The sequence below is a fragment of the Salegentibacter holothuriorum genome (assembly GCF_900168045.1).
Lineage (GTDB): Bacteria > Bacteroidota > Bacteroidia > Flavobacteriales > Flavobacteriaceae > Salegentibacter > Salegentibacter holothuriorum.
Window position 1 is genome coordinate 385,737 of sequence record NZ_FUYY01000003.1, and the last position, 21,625, is coordinate 407,361.

Annotated in this window: 18 protein-coding genes; 16 read left to right on the plus strand and 2 right to left on the minus strand. The window is 36.3% G+C overall.

Features of this window, described 5'->3' with window-relative positions; genetic code table 11:
- Nucleotides 1-90 precede the first annotated feature (90 nt).
- From ggt to guaB, 13 genes are all read left to right on the plus strand, one after another.
- Nucleotides 91-1,791 carry a gamma-glutamyltransferase gene (gene ggt, locus B5X51_RS10245; RefSeq protein WP_079721079.1) on the plus strand — a complete coding sequence of 567 codons (1,701 nt, stop codon included), beginning with the start codon at nt 91-93 and terminating at the stop codon, nt 1,789-1,791.
- Nucleotides 1,792-2,026: 235 nt separating this feature from the next.
- Nucleotides 2,027-3,046, plus strand: a complete 1,020-nt coding sequence (locus B5X51_RS10250; RefSeq protein WP_079721080.1) for a quinone-dependent dihydroorotate dehydrogenase — start codon at nt 2,027-2,029, stop codon at nt 3,044-3,046.
- Entirely contained in the window at nt 3,047-3,295 is a 249-nt protein-coding gene (locus tag B5X51_RS10255) for a hypothetical protein (RefSeq protein ID WP_217699540.1), read from the plus strand. It abuts the gene before it with no gap.
- A 3-nt stretch (nt 3,296-3,298) separates the two neighbouring features.
- Entirely contained in the window at nt 3,299-3,916 is a 618-nt protein-coding gene (locus B5X51_RS10260) for a LysE family translocator (RefSeq protein WP_079721081.1), read from the plus strand.
- A gap of 86 nt (nt 3,917-4,002) precedes the next feature.
- Nucleotides 4,003-4,866 carry a hydroxymethylglutaryl-CoA lyase gene (locus B5X51_RS10265; RefSeq protein WP_079721082.1) on the plus strand — a complete coding sequence of 288 codons (864 nt, stop codon included), beginning with the start codon at nt 4,003-4,005 and terminating at the stop codon, nt 4,864-4,866.
- Nucleotides 4,867-4,995: 129 nt separating this feature from the next.
- Nucleotides 4,996-6,198, plus strand: coding sequence for a DUF4856 domain-containing protein (locus B5X51_RS10270; RefSeq protein ID WP_079721083.1), 1,203 nt, complete (start codon nt 4,996-4,998; stop codon nt 6,196-6,198).
- Nucleotides 6,199-6,255: 57 nt separating this feature from the next.
- Complete coding sequence (locus B5X51_RS10275; protein WP_079721084.1) at nt 6,256-7,368, plus strand: imelysin family protein; 1,113 nt, start codon at nt 6,256-6,258, stop codon at nt 7,366-7,368.
- A gap of 7 nt (nt 7,369-7,375) precedes the next feature.
- Nucleotides 7,376-8,740: an HTTM domain-containing protein gene (locus B5X51_RS10280; protein ID WP_079721085.1), complete on the plus strand. Its 1,365-nt coding sequence runs from the start codon at nt 7,376-7,378 to the stop codon at nt 8,738-8,740.
- Nucleotides 8,721-11,153 carry a TonB-dependent receptor gene (locus tag B5X51_RS10285; protein ID WP_079721086.1) on the plus strand — a complete coding sequence of 811 codons (2,433 nt, stop codon included), beginning with the start codon at nt 8,721-8,723 and terminating at the stop codon, nt 11,151-11,153. The genes B5X51_RS10280 and B5X51_RS10285 overlap by 20 nt, the downstream gene beginning before the upstream one ends.
- 151 nt (nt 11,154-11,304) lie before the next feature.
- Complete coding sequence (locus B5X51_RS10290) at nt 11,305-12,348, plus strand: Fe(3+) ABC transporter substrate-binding protein (protein WP_079721087.1); 1,044 nt, start codon at nt 11,305-11,307, stop codon at nt 12,346-12,348.
- Nucleotides 12,329-13,993: an ABC transporter permease gene (locus tag B5X51_RS10295; protein ID WP_079721088.1), complete on the plus strand. Its 1,665-nt coding sequence runs from the start codon at nt 12,329-12,331 to the stop codon at nt 13,991-13,993. The genes B5X51_RS10290 and B5X51_RS10295 overlap by 20 nt, the downstream gene beginning before the upstream one ends.
- Before the next feature lies 1 nt (nt 13,994).
- Entirely contained in the window at nt 13,995-14,981 is a 987-nt protein-coding gene (locus B5X51_RS10300) for an ABC transporter ATP-binding protein (protein ID WP_079721089.1), read from the plus strand.
- A 95-nt stretch (nt 14,982-15,076) separates the two neighbouring features.
- Nucleotides 15,077-16,549: an IMP dehydrogenase gene (guaB, locus tag B5X51_RS10305; RefSeq protein WP_079721134.1), complete on the plus strand. Its 1,473-nt coding sequence runs from the start codon at nt 15,077-15,079 to the stop codon at nt 16,547-16,549.
- Nucleotides 16,550-16,635: 86 nt separating this feature from the next.
- Here guaB and B5X51_RS10310 read toward each other — a convergent pair whose 3' ends face one another.
- Both B5X51_RS10310 and B5X51_RS10315 read right to left on the minus strand, forming a co-directional pair.
- Nucleotides 16,636-17,160 carry an OmpH/Skp family outer membrane protein gene (locus B5X51_RS10310; RefSeq protein WP_079721090.1) on the minus strand — a complete coding sequence of 175 codons (525 nt, stop codon included), beginning with the start codon at nt 17,158-17,160 and terminating at the stop codon, nt 16,636-16,638.
- A 61-nt stretch (nt 17,161-17,221) separates the two neighbouring features.
- The gene (locus B5X51_RS10315; protein WP_079721135.1) at nt 17,222-17,677 is read right to left on the minus strand and encodes an SRPBCC family protein; all 456 of its coding nucleotides are present in this window, start codon (nt 17,675-17,677) and stop codon (nt 17,222-17,224) included.
- A gap of 214 nt (nt 17,678-17,891) precedes the next feature.
- Here B5X51_RS10315 and B5X51_RS10320 point away from each other — a divergent pair, with 214 nt between their 5' ends.
- From B5X51_RS10320 to B5X51_RS10330, 3 genes are read left to right on the plus strand one after another with little or no spacing between them, the layout of a single operon-like run.
- On the plus strand, nt 17,892-18,758 hold the full coding sequence (locus tag B5X51_RS10320; protein ID WP_394331564.1) for a peptidyl-prolyl cis-trans isomerase: 867 nt from the start codon (nt 17,892-17,894) through the stop codon (nt 18,756-18,758).
- Nucleotides 18,721-20,178: a peptidylprolyl isomerase gene (locus B5X51_RS10325; protein ID WP_079721091.1), complete on the plus strand. Its 1,458-nt coding sequence runs from the start codon at nt 18,721-18,723 to the stop codon at nt 20,176-20,178. Before B5X51_RS10320 ends, B5X51_RS10325 begins: the two co-directional genes overlap by 38 nt.
- A 10-nt stretch (nt 20,179-20,188) precedes the next feature.
- Nucleotides 20,189-21,154 carry an AAA family ATPase gene (locus B5X51_RS10330; protein WP_079721092.1) on the plus strand — a complete coding sequence of 322 codons (966 nt, stop codon included), beginning with the start codon at nt 20,189-20,191 and terminating at the stop codon, nt 21,152-21,154.
- The last annotated feature ends 471 nt before the right edge of the window (nt 21,155-21,625 follow it).

Consider the following 21,625-nt stretch of genomic DNA (forward strand, 5'->3'; position numbering starts at 1 on the left):
AACTTTAATTATTCAGAATTTAAAGACTATTTTGTAAAACAAAGTAGTCTAAGCAAATATAATTAACGCGAATAGCTATTCCTTGCACTTATGAAAAAACTATTACTTCTTTTCGTTATTTTGATTCTTGCCGCTTGTAAGAATTCTGAAAACCCAATTAATAAGAGTCTCTCTAAATTAGGTCCTACGGCCGATAGCGCTATGGTGGTTTCTGCCCGGGAAGAAGCTTCCAGTATTGGACTTGATATCCTAAAAAAAGGAGGAAATGCTTTTGATGCCATGATCGCTACCGAAATGGCTCTGGCGGTTACCTATCCCTTTGCCGGAAATTTAGGCGGCGGTGGCTTTATGGTTTATCGAAAAGCAAATGGCGAAACCGGATCTTTAGATTACAGGGAGAAAGCACCTCTGGCAGCTTATAAAAAAATGTATCAGGATGAAGAGGGAAATGTTATGCCAGAAAAAAGTATGTATGGGTCGCTTGCAGTTGGGGTTCCCGGCACTGTGGCCGGTATTTTTGCTACTCATAAAAAAATGGGATCTATGCCCATAGCAGAAATTTTAGAGCCGGTAATCGACTTGGCAAGAAGAGGTTTTATAGTTACCCAGAAACAAAGCAAAACCCTGGCAAATTATCGAAAATTGTTTTTGCGGGAAAATAGAGATACTATTTTGTTTGCAAAATCATATCAGGCAGGTGATACCATTAAAAACTTGCAGCTTGCAAAGACATTAGAGCGTATTGTACAAAATGGAAAAGAAGAATTTTACGGTGGAGAAACCGGAAAGAAATTGATAGCTTATCTTCAGGAAAGAGATGGTATTATGAGTATGGAAGATTTACTTAAATACCAAACTCACTGGCGTGATCCCATAACAGTAAAATATAAAGGTCTAAACATAATTTCTATGCCACCACCTTCAAGTGGTGGAATTGTATTGGGACAAATCTTAAAGATGCTGGAGCCTTATCCTCTGGATGAATTTGGCCATAATTCTTTAAAAAGTATCCAGGTTTTAACCGAAGCTGAGCGAAGAGCTTATGCTGATAGAAGTTTTTACCTGGGAGATCCAGATTTTGTAGCTATTCCGGTAGAAACTTTGTTAAGTGACGCGTACCTTTCTGGCCGAATGGATAATTTTAGTTTTGAAAAAGCCACTCCTTCTTCCAGTATAAGTTATGGCGAAATCCCTATTTACGAGAGTGATGAAACCACACATTATTCAATAGTAGATAAATATGGAAATGCTGTGGCGGTAACCACTACTTTAAATGGAGCCTATGGTTCTAAAATGTATATAGAAGAACTTGGGTTTTTTCTGAATAATGAAATGAACGATTTTAGTGCTAAGCCAGGGGTTCCCGATATGTTTGGCCTTGTAGGCGCCGAAGCGAATTCCATAGTGGCAGGAAAGAAAATGCTAAGTTCCATGACTCCTACAATAGTTGAAAAAAATGATGAATTATGGATGACTTTAGGTTCACCGGGTGGTTCTACCATTATTACTTCTGTTTTACAAACCATTCTTAATGTAGAAGAGTTTGGAATGAGTATGCAGGAAGCTGTAGATGCACCTCGTTTTCATCATCAATGGCTGCCAGATGAAGTCTTGTTAGAGCCAAATGCTTTTGATGCGCGCTTATTGGATTCCTTAAAATTGAAAGGCTATCATATAGATCAAAACGAATCTAGAATTATAGGAAAAGTAGATGCTATAAGAATATTACCCGATGGACGTTTAGAAGGTGGTGCTGATAGAAGAGGAGATGATTCTGCAAAAGGTTATTGATTTTCAGACATTTAAAATTACTGGCTGTTGAATTGTAATATCGTTGACTAACACTGTTATATTGTACAGGAAGTTCCTGATCTTTTCTGTTTTTTCTTAGCAATTAATTTTATGTAAGAAAACTCCTTTTTCCAAAAAATAACAGGGAAATTAATTAAGCTAGGATTACTAAAATAATTGGTTTCTGGTTTTCCGGCTTTGTAAATTAATCTATTTTTGTGAAAACCAACCTACAATGTACAAAACGCTTATACGCCCTTTGCTTTTCAAATTTGATCCGGAATGGGTTCATCACTTCATTTTTAAAACCCTCAAAAAAGTCGGTAAAACTGCTACTTTTAAAAATATAGTAAGAAATAAATTTCAGGTAGAAGATCCTCGTTTAGAACGAGAAGTTTTCGGGTTAAAGTTTAAAAATCCGGTAGGTCTTGCTGCAGGATTCGATAAAGATGCGAAGCTTTTTCAGGAACTTTCAGATCTTGGCTTCGGTTTTGTTGAAATTGGAACTGTTACTCCAAAACCACAACCCGGAAATGAAAAAAAGCGACTTTTCAGATTAAAAGAAGACAACGCGATTATAAACCGAATGGGTTTTAATAACGATGGGGTAGAAGCTGCCGTGGAGCGGTTAAAAAAGAATAAAAATGTACTTATTGGCGGAAATATAGGGAAGAACAAGATTACGCCAAACGAAAATGCGGTAGAAGATTATAAAATATCTTTTGATGCACTTTATGATCATGTAGATTATTTTGTTGTGAATGTGAGTTCTCCAAATACCCCAAATTTACGTGAGTTGCAGGACAAAGAACCACTTACTAATTTGTTGAATACCTTGCAAAGCTTGAATGATAAAAAGCCGATGCAGAAACCGATCTTACTCAAAATAGCTCCCGATCTTACCGATGCACAACTATTAGACATTATAGATATAGTAAAGGAAACCAAGATTGCCGGTGTAATTGCAACCAACACAACAATTTCCCGTGAAGGTTTGCAGTCAGAAAATAAGAAAGAAACCGGCGGACTTAGCGGTAAGCCTTTAAAGAATCGTGCTACTGAAGTGATTCGTTTTCTTTCCGAAAAAAGTAATGAGGCTTTTCCAATTATTGGGGTTGGAGGAATACATACTGCAGAAGATGCCCTGGAAAAACTTGACGCAGGTGCTAGCTTAGTGCAATTGTACACCGGATTTATTTATGAAGGTCCGGGCTTGATTAAAAATATAAATGAGGCTATTTTAAAAAGAAAGTAAATGAAGAGATTTTACTATATTTTTTTATTACTAATCTTGATTAGTTTTGATGCTTATAGCTTTTCTGATAATACCTCTGAAGTTCAACGCTCGGTTATCAGTAATGGAATTAGCCTTGGTACTGTGATTGCTGCAATTACCTCCTGGACTCGTAATAGGTCGGTTTTATGGATGATTATTCACGGAATTTTTAGTTGGTTTTATGTGCTTTATTTTGTGTTAACAAGAAAGAAATCTGAAAGACGCTAAATTTTGTTAGAGCAACTTATTCCTTTTTTAACTGCTTCAGCGATTCTAACGATCTCCCCGGGACCAGATATTATTTATGTGATGGTTCAGGGAATGGCCAATGGTAAAAAGCATGGCTTTATTACCGCTCTTGGTCTTGCAACCGGGATTATAATTCATACTAGTTTGGTGGCATTTGGGGTTTCAGCCATAATCAAAAATTCTGATTCGCTCTTTTTTACTATCAAACTACTTGGTGCAATTTATCTGCTATATCTTGCCTGGCAGGTTTTTAAAAGTGAGCCTGAGATCGCTTATTCGGCAAAAGGAATAAAAAAGAAATCCTTGTTTTCTCTCTTTAAGCAGGGTTTTATAATGAATGTGCTAAACCCAAAAGTAACTATATTTTTTCTCGCTTTTTTTCCCGGTTTTCTGTGGGAGCCAGAGGGAAATACCGTGGTGCAATTCTATATTTTAGGCCTGCTTTTTATGGGTATCACAATTCTTATCTTTGGAAGTGTAGCTTTGTTGGCCGGGAAAATCTCTACTTATTTAAAAAAACATACACACTCAGGTTTGGTTTTAAAATGGCTGCAAATAATTGTTTTCCTGGGAATTGCGGTATTTATATTAATCCCATAAAAACATTTTTAATAAAACTTTCTTAATCTGTTTGAGGCTGTTGTTCCCCCTTTGGGGGTTAGGGGGCTTTTACTATCTTTGGTGATATGGATAAAATCAAGCTTATTGAGTGTCCCCGAGACGCAATGCAGGGAATAAAAACCTTTATTCCTACTGAAAAAAAAGTACAGTATATTCAGTCTTTATTGCGTTGCGGATTTGATACCATAGATTTTGGAAGTTTTGTTTCCCCAAAGGCAATTCCACAAATGGTAGATACTGCTGAAGTTTTATCTAAATTAGATCTTTCTACAACAAAAAGTAAGTTGCTCGCCATCGTTGCAAACACGCGTGGGGCGCAAGATGCTTCAGTGCATCCTGAAATTGATTATTTGGGGTACCCTTTTTCTATTTCAGAAAACTTCCAAATGCGTAACACGCATAAAACCATAGCAGAATCTGTTGAGATTTTAAGTGAAATTCTTGAAATAGCTGAAAAATCGAATAAAAATGTAGTAGCTTATCTCTCTATGGGTTTTGGCAATCCTTATGGCGATCCATGGGATGTGGAAATTGTAGGGGAGTGGACCAAAAAATTGTCGGCAATGGGAGTAAAAATCCTTTCTTTATCAGATACTATTGGAAGTTCTACTCCGGAAATAATTGAATATCTATTTTCAAATTTAATCCCGAAATATCCTGAAATTGAATTTGGAGCTCACCTCCATACCACGCCTTCAAAATGGCATGAGAAAATTGATGCCGCCTACAAAGCGGGCTGCAGAAGATTTGACGGAGCTATACAGGGCTTTGGCGGATGCCCAATGGCTAAAGATGAACTTACCGGAAATATGCCTTCAGAAAAGATGCTTTCCTATTTCAATTCCAAAAAGGCAGATTCCCATATTAAAATGACCAGTTTCGAGTCAGCTTACAACGAAGCTTCTAAAATTTTTAACGCCTATCATTAATGGCCTTTATTTTAATTTTAAGTACCATTAGGAAAAGCTATTTAAAATTAATCTAAATAAACTTGCCCTAAAGAAAATCTGTTTTTATATTTGCTGCTCAATAATTTTAATCAGTCTAAATAAAGCAATATGAAAAAGCTGTTTTTCTCAGCAATCTTAGGCGGGCTAACACTTGCCTCTTGTACATCAGACGATGATGTTACTCCAGATAATCCGGAATTGGAAATTCCAGTAACTTATAATTTTGAAAGAGATGGTAACTCTACCATAAGCTATTCTGGACAAACCACAAGACTTCAAATGACTTCGGAAATACTTTCTAATTTCACAGATTTTGAAAATGGAAGTGAAGATCTTTTGCTAAATATGTTTGCCAATGAAAATGCTCCTTTTGAAAACGCTAGTTTAAACGAATCTTCTAAAAGCGTAAAATCTAAGGTAGCGGCTTCTAAATTATATTTTTCAGCAAATACTGTTGAAAGTGCTGAAATTAAAAGTGACTTTGATTCCTATATTACTGAACAGTTTACTGCGGTAAAGGCTAATAAGGAACAATTGGCTGAGGCTGGTAAGCCTGGTCAAATAGCCCAGGGAACCAAGGTTAGGTATGTAAATGGAAAAGGTTTGGAAATGAACCAGGCTTTTGCAAAAGGTTTAATCGGTGGTTTGCTGGCAGATCAAATTCTAAATAACTACCTGGCTCAGGAAGTTTTGGATGAAGCTGATAACCGTGCTAATAATGATGCAGGTATAGTTGAAGAAGGAAAGTCTTATACCACTATGGAGCATAAATGGGATGAAGCTTATGGGTATCTATATGGAGATCCCTCTATACCAACAGAAGATCCTAATACTGTTTTAAATGAAAGTGATGATGCGCTATTGTTTAACTATATGGGTAGTGTAAATGATGATAGTGATTTTGAAGGTATTGCAGAAGAAACCTTTGAAGCTTTTAAAACTGGTAGAGCTGCTATCGTTGCCGGAGATTATGAAACCCGTGATGAGCAGGTGAAAATTATTCGTGAGAATATTTCTACGATTATCGCTGTTAGGGCGATATATTACCTACAGGCCGGCAAAAAACAATTGGCTGATGGAGAAAATGGAGCTGCTTTTCATTCACTATCTGAAGGTTATGGATTTATCTATAGTCTTAGGTTTACGCATAACCCAGAGATTGAGGCTCCTTATGTTTCTGCCGATAATGTTGATAATTATTTGAATCAGCTAATGGATGGAAATGGTTTTTGGGAGGTGACTCCAGAAACCCTGGATACTATTTCTGATGAAATTGCTGCCGGTTTTGATTTTACTGTGGCAGATATATAATTGAAAAAATTCGCCGGAGTTAGATTTTGTCTACTCCGGCTTTTAATATTTATAGCTATGATTAAGTTTTCTAAATTTTTATTGATTGCAACTTTAATGTTTGCTTCCTGTTCCACAGGGGACGATGGCGATGATGGAGGTGATTCTAATGGCGACAATTTTGACAGGGGTGAAATGCTGGCTAATTGGGCAGATAATATTATTGTGCCTTCTTTTGTAGCCTTTAAGGAAGAAACTCAGAAGTTAGAAGATATCGCTAAAGCTTTTGCCGACAACCCTGGTGTTACAGAATTGAGTGTACTTAGGGCGCAATACAAGGCAGCTTACCAGGAATTTCAAACCGTTGAAATGTTCCAGATTGGAAAAGCAGAAGAATTAAATTATAGAAGTTTTCTCAATACGTATCCTACTAATACCGAAAATATTGAATCTCAAATAGCTTCCGGGAATTATAACCTCGAGTTGCCATCAAATTTTGCAGAACAAGGTTTTCCAGCTTTAGATTATTTACTGTATTCTTATGGATCAACAGAAGAAACCTTGGAAGTTTTTAATTCAAACCCAGAATATATTAATTACACCGTGGCAATCACTGAGCGAATCAATGCATTAACTGCTGAGGTTACAGCTTCCTGGGAAGGTGATTACAGGAATACTTTTGTAAATAATACCAGTTCTTCCAGTACAGGTTCTGTAGATAGGTTTACCAATGATTATGTGATGTATTATGAAAAGATTCTTAGGTCTGGAAAAATTGGTTATCCTGCCGGTGCCTTTACGGGGTCTCCTTCTCCTGGAAATGTAGAAGGGCTTTATGCTGGTGGTATCTCAAAGAATTTATACTTGCAGGCTCTGGATAGTTTTGAAGATTTTTATTATGGAGTGAAAATTAATGGGGAAGAAAATGGGCTAAGTTACTTCCAGTATTTGGATTATATGGATGATAAAACAGACTCAGAAAGTTTAACTGCTTCTATATCAGATCAATTTTTGGCAATTAGAAACCAAAGCTCAGACCTGGATGATAACCTGAAATCACAGGTTGAAACAGATAATTCTAAGATGTTGGCTGCTCACGATGAGCTTCAAAAGCTAGTAATTCTCTTAAAAGTAGATATGATGCAAACGCTTTCTATTAGCGTAGATTATGTAGATTCTGACGGAGATTAATTAGTTGATGCAACTTTCTCTAAGCAAATATCTAAAAAAGACTACGGAAGCCGCCCCCCTGGCGGTTTTTCGTTTGTTTTTTGGGCTTATGATGTTTGCTAGTATATTGCGTTTCTGGCTTAACGGGTGGATTGAAAAATTATATATCACACCAAAATTCTTCTTTTCCTATTATGGCTTTGAATGGGTGAAACCTTTGGGCGATTTCACTTATTTACTTTTTATTCTTTGTGGTATTGCGGCTTTAATGGTGGCTGCAGGTTATAAATACCGCCTGGCTATTATCTTATTTTTCCTCAGTTTTACCTATATCGAGCTGATGGATAAAACAACTTACCTTAATCATTATTACTTCATTAGTATTCTTAGTTTTCTAATGATATTTTTACCCGCTAATGCTTATTTTTCTATAGATGCCTGGCGAAATCCAACCAGGGCTTTTCAAAAAATACCACAATGGTGTATAGATGCTATAAAACTATTGCTGGGAATTGTATATTTCTATGCCGGACTTGCAAAAATTAATTCAGATTGGCTTTTTAGGGCTATGCCGTTAAAAATATGGTTGCCTTCAAAATACGATCTTCCTTTACTGGGTGACCTTATGCAACAGGAATGGGTGCATTATGCATTTAGTTGGAATGGTATGCTCTACGATCTTTTTATCCCTTTTCTGCTACTTTGGAAGAGAACTCGTTTTGTTGCGTTCTTAATGGTTATAGTTTTTCACGTGCTTACCCGTGTGCTTTTCCCAATAGGAATGTTTCCTTTTATCATGATTGTTAGTGCATTGATCTTTTTTAGCCCTAAAATCCATCAAGGTATAATAGGTTTAATATCGAAATGGTTCAGTATATCAAAACAAAGATTTGATAATTTAAGAACTTATCAATTTTCGGGAATTAAGAAAAACCTAAGTATTGGTATTCTTTCAGTCTTTTTTATTGTTCAGCTTTTATTTCCGTGGAGATATTTATTATATCCGGGAGAATTGTTTTGGACCGAAGAGGGGTTTAGGTTTTCCTGGCGGGTAATGCTTATGGAAAAAGCCGGATATGCCCAGTTCAAGGTAGTAAACGCTGAGACTGGAAATCGGTTTTATGTAGACAATTCAGATTTCCTTACTCCTTTTCAGGAGAAACAAATGTCCTTTCAACCAGGTTTTATTATTCAATATGCTCATTTTTTAGCCGATCACTTTGAAAAAGATGGTCACGAAAATATTGAGATCTATGTAGAGAATTATGTGGCGCTCAATGGAAGAAAGAGCACTCCCTACATAGACCCGCAGGTTAATTTGCTTAATTTCGCGGACTCTTTTAAACATAAAACATTCATTTTACCATTTCAAGATGAGATTAAAGGTCTTTAGTATATTATTCTTTTTAGGATCGTTCATGTATGCTCAGCATAGCTTGAGCGGAAAGGTGATTTCTGCAGAAACAGGGGAGCCAATCCCAAATGCTGAAGTTTGGAATAAAACAACATCTGATGTGGCGATTACCGATAAAAATGGTGATTTTGAAATCACAGACATTGGCTCAGGAACTTATAATTTTGCTGTTTTTAGTTACGAATACGCTATCCTGGAAAAGCAATTAACCATCAATGGAAATCTTAAAATGGAATTTAGCCTCTCGCCTTTAGCCGAAAGTTTGAGCGAGGTGATGATCACCAACAGAAGGGAGCAACTTTTCGCTTTAAGAAAACTTAGAAAAGTGGAAGGAACTGCTATTTACGCCGGGAAAAAAAGTGAAGTGGTAGTTATGGATAAGGTCTCTGGAAATCTTGCTGCTAATAATGCCCGGGAGATTTATAGTCAGGTGGTTGGTTTAAATATTTATGATAATGGTGATGCAGGACTTCAATTAAATATTGGTGGGCGAGGCCTTGATCCTAACAGAACTCAGAATTTCAACACCCGACAGAATGGTTATGACATCTCGGCAGATGTACTTGGATATCCCGAAAGTTATTATACTCCACCACCGGAAGCACTAAGAGAAATTCAGGTGGTTCGTGGCGCTGCGTCATTACAATATGGTACACAGTTTGGCGGACTTATTAATTTTAAATTTAAAGAACCTCCACGCGATAAAAAAATAGAGATTGTCTCAAGGCAGTCGGTAGGTTCTTATAACCTGTTTACCAGTTTTAATAGTTTGGCCGGGACTATCGGGAAATTTAGTTATTATACCTATTATAATTACAAAACAGGAGAAGGTTTTAGACCTAATTCAGATTATACTTCTAATAACTTTTTTTCTCATCTAGCCTGGGATTTTAACGATAGAACTAAACTGAGTTTTGAGTACACTTACTTAGATTACCTGGCACAACAACCCGGTGGTCTTACCGATGCACAATTTTATGAAAACCCCGATTTCAGCAACAGAGAGCGAAACTGGTTTGATGTAAATTGGAATTTATATGCATTAAAGTTTAAGCATCGTTTTTCTGATAGAACAGATTTTAGCCTGAATGTTTTTGGTTTAGATGCTTCGCGAAAAGCGGTTGGTTTTAGGGAAAATAGAGTTTCACAAGCAGACGATCTTTCTGCACCACGGGAATTATTGGTAGATGACTTCTCTAATTGGGGCGCAGAAGCAAGGTTGCTAACCAGGTATAGTTTGTTTGATGAAGAATCGGTTTTATTGATTGGGAGTAAATATTACGATGCCAATAATTTTCAGAAACAAGGGCCGGGAACTATTTCGGCTAAACCGGAATTTACATTTACAAACAATCAATTCCCGAATTATCCAAGGCAATCAGAATATAATTTCCCGAATAAAAACCTGGCGTTCTTTGGGGAAAATATTTTTAATCTCACGAATAAGCTTTCTATTACTCCAGGTTTTAGAATAGAGTATATTAATACAAAGGCAAATGGTTCTTATAAAGAAATAGTTCTTGACCTTGCTAATAATCCTTTAATTAATGAAACCAGGGAAGAAGAAAAAGACCTGGAAAGAAGCTTTGCATTATTAGGAGTTGGAGCTAGTTATAACCTGGATTCTTCTAATGAATTATATGGGAATTTTTCTCAAAATTACAGGTCGGTGACTTTTAGTGATATTAGGATAGTAAACCCCAGTTTTGTGGTAGATCCAAATATTTCTGAAGAAACAGGCTTTACCTCCGATTTTGGAATTAGAGGAAAATTAAAGAATTACCTGTCTTACGATGTTAGTGTCTTTGGTTTATGGTATCAGGATAGAATAGGGGAAGTTTTGGGAGTTGAAGATGGCTTTATAGTAAGAAAGCGCGGTAATATAGGAGATGCTTTTATCTATGGGCTGGAAACTTTCGCCGATTGGAATATTCGAAATACCTTTTTTGAACAAGCTGAGAATTACCGTTTGAATCTTTTTGTAAACACTGCTTTTACAAATTCTGAATATACCGCTTCAGAAGAAACTAATGTGGAAGGAAATCAGGTTGAATTTATACCTTATGTAAATCTAAAAACAGGCTTGAATTTTGGATATGCTAATTTTTTAGCCGGTTTTCAATATACCTACCTTTCAAAGCAGTATACAGATGCGACCAATGCTCCTCAGGACACTAATGATAATCAACGTGGAATAGAAGGCAGTATTCCGGCTTACGGCATTTTAGATTTTTCGGCTTCTTATAGTTTTGGGAAGTTTAAGCTAGAATCGGGGATTAATAATTTATTAGATAATTCCTATTTTACCAGACGAGCTACAGGTTATCCCGGTCCCGGAATTATTCCTGCGCAGCCTATAACATGGTATAGCAGTCTTCAGTTTAGATTTTAAGAGTTTCAGCGGGGGAGGGGGAGCTTGGAAGCTCAATGAAAAATATTTTTCTAGAAGCATTAAACAAATGTCAATTTCTTTAAAAAATCAGCTGTTTTTTATTTAAACTTATTCTAAATAATTATATTTGAAAAAATAAAAAATCAGAAAAATGAATAAATTCCTAATAGGTCTTTTGAGTTTAACTTTACTTTTCTCCTGTAAAAATTCGGAAGAAAAAAATAAAGATGCTGAAAATGAAAAGCAAGAAGTAAATGTTTATACCCATAGACATTATGAATCTGATCAGGAGCTGTTTAAACAATTTGAAGAAGAAACGGGAATTACCGTAAATGTAATTAATGCTAATGCCGATGAGCTTATTCAAAAGATGAGTATGGAGGGGGAGCAATCTCCGGCAGATGTTCTTATTACGGTAGATGCAGGTAGATTGGAAAGAGCCAAAAGTGGTGATCTTTTGCAAGCTGTATCTTCAGAAACACTGGAAAATACTATACCTTCTCATCTTAAAGATGCCGATAATTATTGGTTTGGATTAACTAAAAGAGCGCGGGTTATTGCTTACGCTAAAGATAGGGTAGATGAGAGTGAGTTGTCTACTTATGAAGATTTAGCTTCAAATAAATGGAATGATAAGTTATTGATACGTTCTTCCGGGAATATATATAACCAATCACTAATGGCATCTATTATGGTTCATAATGGAGAAGAAGAAGCAAAAAAGTGGGCAGAAGCTGTAGTAGAGAATATGGCAAGAGCTCCTAAAGGAAATGATCGTGACCAGGTTAAAGCTGTGGTTGCGGGAGAAGGTGATCTTGCTGTTGTAAACACCTATTATATTGGTAAGCTTTTAAATTCTGAAGATCCTGAAGAAGTGAAAGCCGGTGAAAGTATTGAACTTTTCTTCCCAAATCAGAATGGTCGTGGTACACATATTAATGTAAGCGGGGCCGGAGTGGCAAAATATGCTCCTAATAAAGATAACGCAATTAAATTTATAGAGTTTTTGATTTCTGAAAAAGCTCAAAAAGTATTTGCACATTCAAATTATGAATATCCTGTGAATAATGCGGTAGCTCCTGCAGCTTTATTGCAAGAGTGGGGAGAATTTAAAGAAGATACACTTAACCTGTCTAAGTTGGGTGAGAATAATAAAAAGGCAGTAATGCTATTTGATGAAGCAGGCTGGAAATAATAGTGACATATTCTCAATAAAATCCAGGTTAAGGCGAGTTAAAAGAGATACAAATCGATGGTCTATATTTACATTGGCCATCGTTCTTTTTATAACCCTACCGGTAATTGCAATTGCAGTAAAACTACTGGAAGGGCCGGGAGAAACCTGGTGGCATCTTGTAGATAATTTACTGCTGGATTATATTGGAAATTCTTTTTTTTTAATTGTTGCCTGCAGCTTATTAGTGCTTATTACAGGGGTTGGCACAGCCTGGTTAGTCGCTCGGTTTGAATTTCCTTTTAGAAAACAATTGGAGTGGTTGCTTATACTGCCGCTGGCAATTCCATCTTATATAGTAGCCTATGCTTATGCCGGGGTTTTTGATTATGGTGGAAGCCTCAACCTTATTTTTAGGTTTTTAGATCTTGAATTTATTCGAATAGATATTATGAATAAATTCGGTCTGGCCTATGTACTTAGTATTTCACTTTTTCCTTATGTATATGTAAGTTCCCGTGCATTTTTTTTAAACCAGGCGGGTAATTTGCTGGAAGCTTCAACAATGCTTGGTGTAGGGGAGTTTAAATCCTTTTTTAAGCTCATGTTACCCCTGGCAAGACCGGCAATTATTGCGGGACTCATTTTAGTACTTATGGAGGTGTTGAATGATTATGGAGCAGCACAGTATTTTGGGGTAAATACGTTTACTACCGGAATCTTTAGAGCCTGGTTTTCTTTAGAAGAGCCGGAAACTGCGGTTTACCTTTCTGCATTGCTTATTTTTATCGTTTTTGCCCTAATTTTGATTGAAAAATGGCAGCGAAAAAGTATTCAGGTTACCGGAAATAAGGCTTCCAGGCACATACATAGAAAAACAGGCACTAAACTGATGCAGAACTTAAAGTTTATACTGGTTTTGATTCCTGTAATTTTAGGTTTTTTTATTCCGGTAGCTCAATTAACCTACTGGGCATTTTTAACTGCTGAAAAAGTATTTGATCTTGATTTTATTCTGCTATCACTACAAAGTTTTGGGATAGCTTTAATCACATCTTTAGTTACTGTACTTTTTGCGACCTTGCTTATTTATTTCGCAAAATGGAGCAATACTAGCGGGATTAAAAGTTTATCCAAATTTGGAGTATTGGGCTATGCAATTCCCGGTGCGGTTGTCGCTATTGGTGTTATGATTCCAACCCTTGCTTTTGATAAGTGGTTTATAGGGGTTATGGATTCGGTTTTTGAAGTTAAAACCGGATTTTTATTCAATGGTACCCTGGTGGCACTAGTCTATGCTTATAGTGTAAGGTTTATGGCTGTAGCTCATAATCCAATAGAATCTACCGCTTTAAAAGTAAGTAATAGTATACCAGATTCGTCTAAGATGCTAGGTGTTGGGAACTTTAAAACTTTTTTTAAAATAGAGTTTCCACTTATTAAAACCGGAATTTTGAGTGCGATGATATTGGTTTTTATTGATGTGTTGAAAGAATTACCGCTAACTTTAATTTTAAAACCTTTTCATATTAACACCCTTGCAGTGAAGGCTTTTGAATACGCAAGTGACGAAATGGTTATGGAGGCCGCAATTCCTTCATTATTTATTATCTTCACAGCAACAATTCCCGTGATATTTTTAAATAAATTATTGATAAAAGACTAGTATGCTAAGCGTAAATTCTATTTCCAAAAGCTTTGATAGAGGCAGAAATTTTGCCCTAAAAGAAGTTTCTTTTAATTTAAAGAAGGGAAATGTTTGTGCTATTGTGGGAGAAAGCGGAAGTGGAAAAACAACGCTGGTTCGTCTTATTGCTGGTTTAGAGCGTCCAGATCATGGAAGTATTGTTTTAAATGATAAAGAACTTTCTTCAGTAAATAAACTTGTTCCACCAGAAAAGCGAAAAATAGGACTGGTATTTCAGGAGTATGCCTTATTTCCACATTTTGATCTATTAAAAAATGTAACCTACGGAATCTCTAAACTTAAAAATAAAAAAGAACGCGCCCTGGAGATGTTGGAATTGGTAGGGCTTACTGGCTTAGAAAAACGATATCCGCATCAACTTTCAGGAGGGCAGCAGCAACGTGTTGCTCTGGCAAGGGCATTAGCTCCAAATCCATCGCTATTAATTTTGGATGAACCTTTTAGTAATCTGGATGCGATGCTAAGAATGCAGTTGCGCAGCCAGGTTTTTGAAATTATCAAGAAAACCGGTGTTACTGCTATTTTTGTAACCCATGATACGCAGGATGCACTTTCTGTGGCCGATGAAATTCTTATTCTTCAACATGGAAAAGTGATTCAAAAAGACCAGGCATCAAACCTATATATAAAGCCTAATTCGGTTTATGTTGCTTCGCTTTTTGGAAATACCATTCAGCTTAATAAGGAATTACAAACGGCATTTAATTGCCCGTTAAATCCTAATTGTAACCACGCCATTCGCAACGAAAACCTTAGTATTAATGAGGAGTGTGAATATATAACTCACGCCAGGGTATTGAAGAAAACCTTTATGGGCAATGCTACTCAATTGTTATTAAAATTAGATAATGGGCATCAGGTTTCCGTGATTACGAAGGATACCAATGTTGCCGATAGGATAAAGATTGGTTTTAATTCTACCGATGTCCTTGAATTTGGGGGATAATGCTACCCGAAGTAATTTTCTGATAACTAATAAGTTTTAAACCTTTTTTTTCTATAAAAAACGTATATTTGCACGCAATTAAATCTTTAATTGCTATGATCGCACACGAATCCAAAATTTTAGGAGAAGGCCTTACTTACGACGATGTATTGCTTGTTCCCGCTTACTCTGAAGTACTACCACGGGAAGTAAGCATCCGCACAAAATTCACCAAAAACATTTCTATAAACGTTCCTATTGTTTCGGCAGCTATGGATACCGTAACCGAATCCAGAATGGCTATTGCTATGGCACGTGAAGGTGGAATTGGTGTTCTGCATAAGAATATGACGGCCGAACAACAAGCGCTAAAAGTGCGAAAAGTTAAAAGAGCAGAAAGCGGAATGATTATAGATCCCGTTACCTTGCCAATCACAGCCAATGTGAGCGATGCAAAAGCCAGTATGCGCGAACATAGTATCGGCGGAATTCCAATTGTAGATGAAGAGGGAAAACTGTTGGGAATTGTAACTAACAGGGATTTACGTTTCGAGAAAAATCTTAAGCGTCCAATTGCTGAGGTAATGACTTCAGAAAATTTGGTCACTGTTGCAGAGGGAACTTCCCTGGATCAGGCAGAGGATATTTTACAGGAATATAAGATAGAAAAACTCCCGGTAGTTAATGATAATTATAAGCTAGTTGGGCTTATAACTTTTAGGGATATCACCAAACTTACCCTTAAGCCTAATGCAAATAAAGATAGCTTTGGAAGGCTTCGCGTGGCAGCTGCGGTAGGAGTAACTGCTGATGCAGTTGAGCGGGTTGAAGCTCTAGTAAACGCTGGCGTAGACGCAATAATTATAGATACTGCACACGGCCATACCAGGGGTGTGGTAACGGTACTAAAGGATGTAAAATCTAAATTTCCAGACTTACAAGTGGTTGTAGGTAATATAGCTACCGGCGAAGCTGCCAAATACTTAGTTGAAGCTGGCGCAGATGCTGTTAAGGTTGGGATTGGTCCAGGTTCTATTTGTACTACCAGAGTGGTTGCCGGAGTTGGATTTCCACAATTTTCGGCTGTGCTTGAAGTAGCTGCAGCACTAAAAGGTAGTGGTGTTCCTGTTATTGCCGATGGCGGAATTCGTTATACAGGGGATATTCCAAAAGCATTAGCCGCAGGAGCCGATTGTGTGATGCTAGGTTCTTTACTTGCCGGAACCAAAGAATCTCCGGGAGAAACCATTATTTATGAAGGAAGAAAATTTAAATCATACCGCGGAATGGGTTCAGTAGAAGCTATGCAAAAAGGTTCTAAAGATCGTTATTTCCAGGATGTAGAAGACGATATTAAAAAGCTGGTACCTGAAGGTATTGTGGGACGTGTACCATACAAAGGTGAGCTTGAAGAAAGTATTCACCAATTTGTTGGAGGTCTAAAAGCCGGTATGGGTTATTGCGGCGCAAAAGATGTAGAAACCCTAAAAGAAACAGCAAAATTTGTAAAAATTACTGCTTCTGGAATTCATGAAAGTCATCCACATGATGTTACTATTACCAACGAATCGCCTAATTATAGCAGGTAGTTTCATTGTTTAAAAGTAAAAAGGCCTCACGGATTTCAAAATCTCTGAGGCCTTTTTATTTCAGTCATTTAGTAATTCTATAAAAACTATTCTTCTTCAGCAGGAGCAGGAATTTCTATTCCCATTCTAGCCATCACTCTTTCGGTAATATCATATTCTTCTGCAGAAAAAGCAAGGCTGTTTCCACCGGCGTGTAGAATTTGAGTAAATTCTTCTTCTTTAATTACCTGGCGCATTGCGGCGTCAATTTTTTCATAAAGTGGACTGGTAAGTTCATTTTTTCGCATTTGCATCATTAGCTGTGCTCTTTGTCTAAATTGCTTGATTTGGTTCTCAAGTTCAATAATTTTAGACTCACTTTCCTGCCGAGCTTCTGCAGCAAGGCTTTCGGCATTGGCCTGATACGTTTTTACCAGGGTGTCATATTGCTTAATATTAACCTGGAAATCTTGTTGTAATTGCTTGTCATAGGCATCTAATCCTTTATTCACCTCTTCCATTTCTGGCATTTGTGCAAGAATGTAATCGGTGTCTATGGTTCCTACTTTGGTTTGTGCACTTGAAAAAATACTGAAAGTTAAAAATGCAATTATTAAACTGCTTCGTATCATGATAAAATTGTTTTTAGCAAATATAATAGCAGCTTTTAATTATTCATATTAAAATTTAAAACTATTTCTTGTTTAAAACACTTTGGTTGTTTTCTACAAAAGACTTAAAATCTTTCATATATTGATAAGACTGTTTTCTAAAAGCTCCCGGCATAAAAATGCCCATTAATTTCATAAAACCACTAAACCTAAATTCATTGTGTGAAATCCAAAGCGTATGGTCTTCTGGAGTTTCCTCAAAAAAGTTTCCCTGGATATTGTAGACACCTTTTGCCAAATAATTTGCATGAAATTGCGTGGGAAGATCATTTTTGATAATTTTTTCTTCCATAACAATCTCTCGCTTTCCCATTTTATATTTTAGTATATTCTTTGAACCTTCTTCCCCTAATTTTCCACTAATAGGTTCTATAGAAATAAATCCGCGTTGCCAATGTTTCATATTATCGGGATTACTAAATTTCGCTATAACCTCTTGACGGGGCCTTATTATTTTAATTTCGGTGGTATATTTCATATCAAGGGAATTTTTCAGAATTAAAATAAATAACATTAAGACTTCCTTTAAAGATACTTAAGATAAACTAATTCTGAACTTATAATTTTCACCTACTTGTAATCGTTTAAACATAAGCTTGTAGAACCTAAATGAATTCTTATTTTTGCCTACCGGCAATTTACAGGCATTGAGACATTTGAAAATGGTATGTATATTGCTAGTTCAATAATTGATGATTTTGAAGATATCACCTGTTTATACATTTTTTTTACTGGCCTGTTTTACCTTAATGGGGTGTTCTTATCTTGATAAGAATGAAGACCGCGAGGTTATAGTAAGGGTTAATGATGCTTATTTGTATGAAGAGGATATTAATGCTTTAATTAATGAGAATACTTCCCCGGAAGATAGTGCGATTATCGTTTCTAATTATATAAACCGTTGGGCTACCCAGCAATTACTTATAGATAGAGCGCAATTAAACCTTCCAGAGAGTCAACTAAGAGAATTTAAGGATCTTATAGAAAATTATAAAAATGAGCTTTATACCAGTGCTTACAAAGATGCGGTAGTAAGCAGGGAATTGGATAGTACACTGCCCATCGAGAAAAAAGAAGCTTATTTTGAAGAAAACAAAGGTAATTTTAAGCTTGCGGAGGATCTGTTAAAACTAAGATATGTAAGCCTGGCTGAAAATAATACCAATATAGATGAGATAAAGTCTTATTTAACCAGCTTTCAAGAGGAGGATAAAGAAGCGCTTGAAAAGATCTCCCTTCAATTTAAAAATTATTCTTTAAACGATTCGGTTTGGGTGAAACTGAAAACGGTTTATAATAAAATTCCTGCGCTAAGCATAGACCATAGGGATAAACTCTTAAACAAATCTAATTTTATTCAGGTAGAAGATTCATTAGATGTATATTTGATCTATATAAGAGATGTTTTGGAGCGTGGGGAGGATGCCCCATTTGAATACGCCGAACCAACCATAGAAAAGATTTTGCTTAACAAGCGAAAATTAAACTTGATAAAAGAACTTGAAAAAGATATTACAAAAGATGCAATTAAAAATGAAGAATTTGAAATCTATAATTAAAACCACCGGCTTTCTTTTAGCCATTTTACTTGGGTTTAACGGTTACTCTCAAGATGTGATTGTGACCGATAGTACTGCTATCCAGCCTGAAGATGAGATTGTAAAAAATACAGTTGCTGAAGAAAATAACTCAGAGCGCAGAAAAGTAGATGGAATTGCGGCAGTAATTGGGGACTATATTATTCTTGACAGTGATGTAGATATGATGTATAAAGATATGCAAAGCCAGGGAATGTCTACCGCTGATGTGACCGATTGCCAACTTGCAGGTTCTTTAATGGAAAACAAACTTTATGCACATCACGCCATCCAGGATAGTATTATTATTATGGATGCTGAAGTTAATAACTATATAGATCAACAGATTTCTGAAATGGTGCGCCAGGTAGGTTCAATGGAAAAAGTACTTGAGTTCTACAACAAAGAAAATGAAGCTGAATTTAGAACCGAGTTGTTCGACCTTAATAAAGAACGTCAATTAGCCAGCCGTATGCAACAAAGAATTATTGAAACGGTAGAAATTACTCCTGAAGAGGTAAGAGCTTATTATGAAGGTATTCCAGAAGACGAACGTCCTGTTTTTGGGGAAGAAATAGAGTTTTCTCAAATTATTATAGAACCGGAAATTCCGGAAAGTGAAAAGCAAAAAGTAATAGATCGTCTAAATGATTTTAGAGCAGATGTTCTAGATAATGATGCCAGTTTTGCTACTAAAGCAGTTTTGTACTCACAAGACCCTGGAAGTGCCCGGGATGGTGGTAGAATTTCACTTGCCAGAAAAGATAATTTTGTAAAGGAATTTAAAGATGTGGCTTTTAGCCTACAGCAAGGTGAAGTAAGTGAACCTTTTGAGACTGAATTTGGATATCATATTATCCAGGTAGATAGAATTAGAGGTCAAAATGTAGATTTAAGACATATATTGCTTATTCCAGATGTAACGAATGCCTCTATTGAAGAAGCTAAAGCAAAAATAGATAGCATAAGAAAAAGAGTAGACGAAGGTGTTTTGGATTTTGCCGAAGCCGCTCGTGAATTTTCTGATGAAGATGAAACAAAAGCAGATGGAGGGAAGCTTATTAATCCAAGAACTGGCGATACTCGTTTTGAACTATCTAAGGTAGATCCCAAATTGTATGATGAAGTTGGAGATTTGCAAGAAGGCGAACTTTCTTTAAGGATGCGCGATCAGGACAGAACAGGCCGACCGTTTTTTAAACTTATAAAAGTAGATAAAAGAATTGCAGAACACGAAGCTAATTATGCAACAGATTTCTCTAAAATAAAAGAATTGGCACTACGTGATAAACAGCTTGAAGCTATTGAAGAATGGCAAAAAGAAAAAATTGGAGATACTTACATTAAGGTGAACGGAAAATTTAAAGATTGTGAGTATAGTAGTAACTGGTTAAAAAAATAGTCTTTTATTAATGTCAGATGTTGCTCTTGTAGAAAAACTGGTGATTAAACACCGGGATTTAAAAAAGGAAATTGCCAAAATTATAGTAGGGCAGGATGTGGTTGTAAACCAAATCCTGCTTTCGGTTTTTTCGGGAGGGCATTCTTTGCTTGTTGGTGTTCCCGGTTTGGCAAAAACTTTAATGGTAAATACCATTTCCCAGGCTTTAGGCTTAGATTTTAAAAGAATTCAATTCACGCCAGATTTAATGCCCAGTGATATTCTTGGTGCCGAAATCCTGGACGAGAATAGAACATTCAAATTTATTAAAGGCCCGGTTTTTTCTAATATAGTGCTGGCAGATGAAATTAACCGAACTCCTCCAAAAACACAGGCGGCTTTACTGGAAGCTATGCAGGAAAGATCTGTAACAGTCGCCGGGCATCATTACCGACTTGCAAATCCTTATTTTGTATTGGCTACTCAAAATCCAATAGAGCAGGAAGGAACCTATCCATTGCCTGAAGCGCAATTAGACAGGTTTATGTTTTCTATTCTGCTGGAGTATCCAAGTTTTCAGGAAGAAGTAGACGTTGTAAAAAGTACTACTTCAGATAAAACTCAAAAGATTAATGCTTTGTTTTCTGCGGAAGAAATCGTGGGAATTCAGCAATTAATTCGTAGAATTCCTGTAGCAGATAATGTGGTAGAATATGCCGTAAAACTGGTAGGGAAAACCAGGCCAGGTTCTACTGAAGCACCGGAATTTGTGAAAAATTATCTTGATTGGGGCGCAGGGCCAAGGGCCTCTCAAAATCTTATTCTTGCCGCTAAATCTCACGCAGCGGTTAATGGAAAATTCTCGCCAGATATTGAAGACGTGCAAGCTGTGGCCATTGGAATTTTGCGCCATAGAATTATTAAAAATTATAAAGCTGAAGCCGAAGGAATTTCCGAAGAAAAAATAATTCGAGATTTACTCGATAATCGAGATTGAATGCTCCGAGGCTCACCTCGAAATCAAATTATATTTTTCAATATTAATGCTTCGTGAGCTTGCTCCGAAGTAGTTTACTTTGACCTTCAGTTATCGGTTATCAATTGTTAATTTGACGTTTCTTAGGTGTAAGTTTTAAAGTGCCATCGCGAGTACGACCAACGTGGCGATCTCTTGTTCATAGTTTTTTATTTGTATTTAACAGTTTTGAACCGAAAACTTATAACTGCCAACTGAATACATCTTATCAAGAATGGGTTTAAATTCTATTTTCTTCCAGACTTTAGATTAGAATTTTTCTAATCTTACAAGGTTAATTTATGAAATTCATAATTTTCAATCTCATTATTATGTTTAGTTGAATTTAAACTATCATTAATTATGAAATGTAAAATTATTTTCATTAAATTTTGATAATCACTTCTTATTTTCAAAATCCACTCGAAATCCCTAAATTTGCTAGACTTTTTT

Excerpts from the sequence above, each read along its gene's own strand:
- B5X51_RS10250 (WP_079721080.1), top strand. The coding sequence starts at position 2,027 with ATGTACAAAACGCTTATACGCCCTTTGCTTTTCAAATTTGATCCGGAA.
- B5X51_RS10295 (WP_079721088.1), top strand. The coding sequence starts at position 12,329 with ATGAAGCAGGCTGGAAATAATAGTGACATATTCTCAATAAAATCCAGG.
- guaB (WP_079721134.1), top strand. The coding sequence starts at position 15,077 with ATGATCGCACACGAATCCAAAATTTTAGGAGAAGGCCTTACTTACGAC.
- B5X51_RS10310 (WP_079721090.1), bottom strand. The coding sequence starts at position 17,160 with ATGATACGAAGCAGTTTAATAATTGCATTTTTAACTTTCAGTATTTTT.
- ggt (WP_079721079.1), top strand. The coding sequence starts at position 91 with ATGAAAAAACTATTACTTCTTTTCGTTATTTTGATTCTTGCCGCTTGT.
- B5X51_RS10325 (WP_079721091.1), top strand. The coding sequence starts at position 18,721 with ATGCAATTAAAAATGAAGAATTTGAAATCTATAATTAAAACCACCGGC.
- B5X51_RS10265 (WP_079721082.1), top strand. The coding sequence starts at position 4,003 with ATGGATAAAATCAAGCTTATTGAGTGTCCCCGAGACGCAATGCAGGGA.
- B5X51_RS10270 (WP_079721083.1), top strand. The coding sequence starts at position 4,996 with ATGAAAAAGCTGTTTTTCTCAGCAATCTTAGGCGGGCTAACACTTGCC.
- B5X51_RS10285 (WP_079721086.1), top strand. The coding sequence starts at position 8,721 with ATGAGATTAAAGGTCTTTAGTATATTATTCTTTTTAGGATCGTTCATG.
- B5X51_RS10280 (WP_079721085.1), top strand. The coding sequence starts at position 7,376 with ATGCAACTTTCTCTAAGCAAATATCTAAAAAAGACTACGGAAGCCGCC.
- B5X51_RS10330 (WP_079721092.1), top strand. The coding sequence starts at position 20,189 with ATGTCAGATGTTGCTCTTGTAGAAAAACTGGTGATTAAACACCGGGAT.
- B5X51_RS10315 (WP_079721135.1), bottom strand. The coding sequence starts at position 17,677 with ATGAAATATACCACCGAAATTAAAATAATAAGGCCCCGTCAAGAGGTT.
- B5X51_RS10320 (WP_394331564.1), top strand. The coding sequence starts at position 17,892 with ATGATTTTGAAGATATCACCTGTTTATACATTTTTTTTACTGGCCTGT.
- B5X51_RS10275 (WP_079721084.1), top strand. The coding sequence starts at position 6,256 with ATGATTAAGTTTTCTAAATTTTTATTGATTGCAACTTTAATGTTTGCT.
- B5X51_RS10290 (WP_079721087.1), top strand. The coding sequence starts at position 11,305 with ATGAATAAATTCCTAATAGGTCTTTTGAGTTTAACTTTACTTTTCTCC.
- B5X51_RS10255 (WP_217699540.1), top strand. The coding sequence starts at position 3,047 with ATGAAGAGATTTTACTATATTTTTTTATTACTAATCTTGATTAGTTTT.
- B5X51_RS10300 (WP_079721089.1), top strand. The coding sequence starts at position 13,995 with ATGCTAAGCGTAAATTCTATTTCCAAAAGCTTTGATAGAGGCAGAAAT.